The organism is Maritimibacter sp. 55A14, from assembly GCF_003122205.1.
Taxonomy (GTDB): Bacteria; Pseudomonadota; Alphaproteobacteria; order Rhodobacterales; family Rhodobacteraceae; genus QEYE01.
Genome location: NZ_QEYE01000048.1, coordinates 1 through 4,355, shown reverse-complemented (window position 1 = coordinate 4,355; position 4,355 = coordinate 1). Strand labels below are relative to the sequence as shown.

Here is a 4,355-nt window from a genome sequence, read left to right as displayed (position 1 = left end):
CCGTGTGGCACAGCCCGGTGGCCTTGATCTCCACCAGAACCTCCCCCGCCTTCGGGCCCTCAAGCTCAACCTCCATCACCTCCAGAGGCTTCCCCGCCTCCAGCGCAACCGCAGCCCGCGTTCTCATAGCGTTTCCCCTTTGTCTTTCTGTTGCCGCCCGCGCCCCGCAGAGCGGCGGGCGCCGGAAAATCCGGTCCCGGCGCGACGTTCCCACCACCGCACGGGGCCGTCAACCGCCAGAGTGCAGCACGGGTCGGCTGCGGACGGGATCAGTTCTTCTTTTCGCGGTAATCCTTGTGGCAGGCCTTGCAGGCGCCGCCCAGATCGCGCATCGCGGCGTTGAGCGCCTCGGGGCTCTCCAGCTTGCCCGCCGCGCCGCCGGCGGCGCGGCGCAGCGTCTCGGTACGCGCCATGAACCCGTCCCAGTCATCCCAGATCCGCGGCGTGGCCTCGGATTCGGGATGCGTCTCGCGCGGCGCGAAGGCGGCCGCAATGGCGCCGGCTTCCTCGGCCAGCGCGGCCGCGGCGGCGTTGGCGCGGGCGGCGTCGAAGGCTGTCTCGCCCTTGGCCATGCCGCCCAGCACCTTCATGTTCCGTCCCACCGATTCCATCAGCGTCATGCGCGCTTTCACGGCCTGCGGGAAACCGTGCATGGCGTGTTCGTCATGGGCGAGCGCGGCTGGGGCGGCCAGGCAGGCGACGAGCCCCAGCGCGGCGGGATATGGCTTCATGGTCGATCCTCTCTGCGGATGTGCCGCGCCACTCTGGCCGAATGTGCGGATCAGGAAAAGCCCGGATTCCCCGACCCTTGCGGTGTCAGCAGCGGCCGCAGCAGCGCCACCGGGTGCGCCCGCAGCGTGAGCCGCAACGCGGCGTAATCCTCCACCACCTCCTCGCCCTCGGTCATCGCGGGCAGGGGCATGGCGGGCTCATCCAGAACCTCGCCGTCGATATTGCGCTCGAAGAGCGGCAGGGGCTTCGCCCCGCCCAGGGCGCGGGCCTGCCAGAGCGCCTCGCGGCGGCTGAGGCCCAGATCGGCGAAGGCGTCGGCTTCGGCCAGCGCGGTCAGCATGCGCGGCGCGATCCCGGCGCGGCGCCAGACATCCGCCACCCGGCGATAGCCGTTGCCGCGCGCCGCCGGGATCCACATCGCCTCGGCCTCGCGCAGCGCGCGGATCTGCCGGAAGCCCAGGCGCAGCGCCAGCCCGCCACGGCCGTCGGGCTCCATCGCGTTGTCCCACCAGGAATGGTTGATGCAGACCGGGCGCACCTCCACCCCGTGTTCGCGGGCGTCGCGGACGATCTGCGCGGGGGCGTAGAAGCCCATCGGCTGCGCATTGAGAAGTGCGCAGGCGAAAATTCCGGGATGGTGGCATTTCAGCCAGGCCGAGGCATAGACCAGCAGCGCGAAACTGGCGGCATGGCTCTCGGGAAAGCCGTAGCTGCCGAAGCCTTCGATCTGCGAAAAACAGCGTTCCGCGAAATCGGCGTCATAGCCGTTCGCGGCCATGCCGCGCAGGAAGCGGGCGCGAAAATCGGCCACATTCCCGTGCTTCTTGAACGTGGCCAGCGAACGGCGCAGCCGGTCGGCCTCCTCCGGTGTGAAGCCCGCGCCGGTGATGGCGATCTGCATCGCCTGTTCCTGGAAGAGCGGCACGCCCAGCGTCTTGCCGAGCACCTGACCGAGCGCGTCGGAGGGGAAACTCACCGCCTCCTCGCCATTGCGGCGGCGGATGAAGGGATGCACCATGTCGCCCTGGATCGGGCCGGGGCGGATGATCGCCACCTGGATCACCAGATCGTAGAAGCAGCGCGGCCGCATTCGCGGCAGGAAATTCATCTGCGCGCGGCTCTCGACCTGGAAGACGCCCAGACTGTCGGCGCGGCAGAGCATGCGGTAGGTCGCCAGATCCTCCGGCGGCAGGCTGGCCAGCGTGCAGTCCAGCCGGTGATGCTGCGCCAGCAGGTCGAAGGCCTTGCGGATGCAGGTCAGCATCCCGAGGCTCAGCACATCGACCTTGAGGATGCCCAGCGTGTCGATATCGTCCTTGTCCCAGCAGATCACGGTGCGGTCCTCCATCGCTGCGTTCTCCACCGGGCAAAGCTCGTCGAGCCGGCCTTCGGTGATCACGAAGCCCCCGACATGCTGCGACAGGTGGCGCGGGAAGCCCTGGATCTGCGTGGCCAGTTGCAGGGTCTGCGCCAGGCGGCGGTCGGTCGGGTCGAGCCCGATCTCCGCCAGCCGCGCCGGGCTCAGCCCGCCGCCACCCCAGCCCCAGATCTGGCTGGCCATGGCGGCCAGGATGTCCTCGCCCAGCCCCATCGCGCGGCCGACCTCGCGGATCGCGCGCTTGCCCCGGTAATGGATCACCGTGGCGCAGAGCCCGGCGCGGTGGCGGCCGTAGCGCGCGTAGATATGCTGGATCACCTCCTCGCGGCGCTCATGCTCGAAATCCACGTCGATATCGGGCGGCTCGTTGCGGGCCTCCGACACGAAACGCTCGAAGACCATGGTGCCGATCTCGGGCGAGACCGAGGTGACGCCCAGCGCGTAGCAGACCACCGAATTGGCCGCCGAGCCGCGCCCCTGGCAGAGGATGCCGCGCCCGCGGGCGAAATCCACGATGTCGTGGACGGTCAGGAAATAGGGCGCGTAGCCGAGCCGTCCGATCAGCGCCAGTTCATGGGCCATCTGCGCGCGCACCCGCGCCGGCGGCCCGTCGGGATAGCGGCGGGCGAGCCCGTCCCCGGCCAGCCGGGCGAGGCGGGCCTGCGGGGTCTCGCCGTCCCGCGCCTCCGAGGGGTACTCGTAGCGCAGTTCGTCGAGGCTGAAGCGGCAGCGCGCGGCGATCCGGCCCGCCTGCGCCACCGCGGCCTCGTGACCCGCAAAGAGGCGGCGCATCTCCGGCCCGGAGCGCAGGCGCTGCTCGGCATTGGCCTGGGCGCGGCGGCCCAGCCGGTCGATCGTGCAGCCTTCGCGGATGCAGGTCAGCACATCGACCAGCCGCCGCTGCGCCGCGCGGTGCATGATCGGCGCAGCGGAGGCGACGGTGGGCAGGTCCAGCCGGGCGGCGAGCCGCGCCAGCCGGTCGAAGCGCGCCCGGTCCTGCCCGTCATAGCGCGGTGCCAGGACCAGCGCCGTGGCGCGGGGGAAGCGGCGCGTCAGCCGCCGCGCCCGTTTCAGCCAGGCGCGCGCGCCGCGCTGCGACGTGGCCGCCTCCGGCGGGTGGAGCAGAAGCTCCATCCCCGCGCAGCCCGCCAGAAGGTCGCCGGTCTCCAGCCGGCAATCGCCCTTCGGCGCCCGCAGCCGACCGATGGATATCAGCCGGGCGAGCCGGCCCCAGGCGGCGCGGTCGCGGGGCAGGGCGGTGACGCGCAGCCCGCCGGCGGTCACGAGCGTCGCGGCCGGCAGCAGCCGCGGCACGCAGGCCAGATCGGCGGATGGCGCGGCGGCCAGGCCGGGCGGCGCGGGCGGGCCAATGGGGCCGTGGCGGCGGTCATGCGCGCGGCGCGCGGCCACGGCGCGGGCGACCTCGCGCAGGGCGGCATGGGCGCGCACGATGCCCGCCACCGAGTTGACATCGGCCAGTGCGAAGGCCGGCAGCCCGGCCAGCGCCGCCGCCCAGGCGTAATCCTCGGGGTGGGAGCCGCCGGTGAGGAAGGTGAAGTTGGAGGTGATTCCGAGTTCCGCGAAGTCCATACCGGCAGGATATTCACTTTTTGTTCTCATGTGGAGTCCCGGCGATATTATACTTGACAAACCAACACACGGTTCCCATCTGATTTGGTACAGATACAGAGGAACCCGCCAATGTCCGTTCTTTCCGCCCCTTACATGCACGACGAAGCCGCCGCCTTTGCGCACGTTGAGGCGATGCTGTGGGCGGACGGCCCGGTGTGCCCGCACTGCGGCGTTGTGGATCGCGCCTATCGCCTTGAGGGCGTCCGCACGAAGCCGAGCAAGAAGAACCCGGAAGGCAAGGAGCGCCACGGCCTGTGGAAGTGCCGCGAGTGCCGCAAGCAGTTCACGGTTCGCAAAGGCACGATCTTCGAGGAAAGCCACCTGCCTCTGCACCTGTGGTTGCAAGCCATCCACCTGATGGTGTCCAGCAAGAAGGGCATCTCCAGCAATCAACTGCACCGGGTTCTCGGCGTTACCCTGAAAACGGCGTGGTTCCTTTCCCATCGTATCCGCGAGGCCATGCGTTCCGGCGATCTGTCTCCTATGGTGTGAACAGGCGTGCAAAATTGACCCCATAGCGGGGTGATCGGCGTCTAAAAATGACCCCCTTACATTGATGGTGATGATGCTCCCGAGGTCATCGGGGAGCACAGTGTGGGATGTTGGTTGTGGA

General features: G+C 69.7%; 2 protein-coding genes and 2 pseudogenes. 1 reads left to right on the top strand and 3 read right to left on the bottom strand.

Going from position 1 to position 4,355, the window contains the following annotated elements; genetic code table 11:
- The 3 genes and pseudogenes from DDZ14_RS19040 to DDZ14_RS19030 all read right to left on the bottom strand — a co-directional run.
- Window positions 1-127, bottom strand: a pseudogene (locus tag DDZ14_RS19040) (S-(hydroxymethyl)glutathione dehydrogenase); the annotation flags it as partial.
- Window positions 128-269: 142 nt separating this feature from the next.
- The gene (locus DDZ14_RS19035; RefSeq protein WP_109426550.1) at window positions 270-731 is read right to left on the bottom strand and encodes a cytochrome c; all 462 of its coding nucleotides are present in this window, start codon (window positions 729-731) and stop codon (window positions 270-272) included.
- 50 nt (window positions 732-781) lie between these two features.
- On the bottom strand, window positions 782-3,730 hold the full coding sequence (locus DDZ14_RS19030; protein WP_233252654.1) for an error-prone DNA polymerase: 2,949 nt from the start codon (window positions 3,728-3,730) through the stop codon (window positions 782-784).
- A gap of 81 nt (window positions 3,731-3,811) precedes the next feature.
- Between DDZ14_RS19030 and DDZ14_RS19025 the strand changes: the two are divergent.
- A pseudogene (locus DDZ14_RS19025) lies at window positions 3,812-4,228 on the top strand (transposase); the annotation flags it as partial.
- Between the last annotated feature and the right edge of the window lie 127 nt (window positions 4,229-4,355).

Coding starts and splice junctions, on each gene's coding strand:
- DDZ14_RS19035 (WP_109426550.1), bottom strand. CDS start 731: ATGAAGCCATATCCCGCCGCGCTGGGGCTCGTCGCCTGCCTGGCCGCC.
- DDZ14_RS19030 (WP_233252654.1), bottom strand. CDS start 3,730: ATGAGAACAAAAAGTGAATATCCTGCCGGTATGGACTTCGCGGAACTC.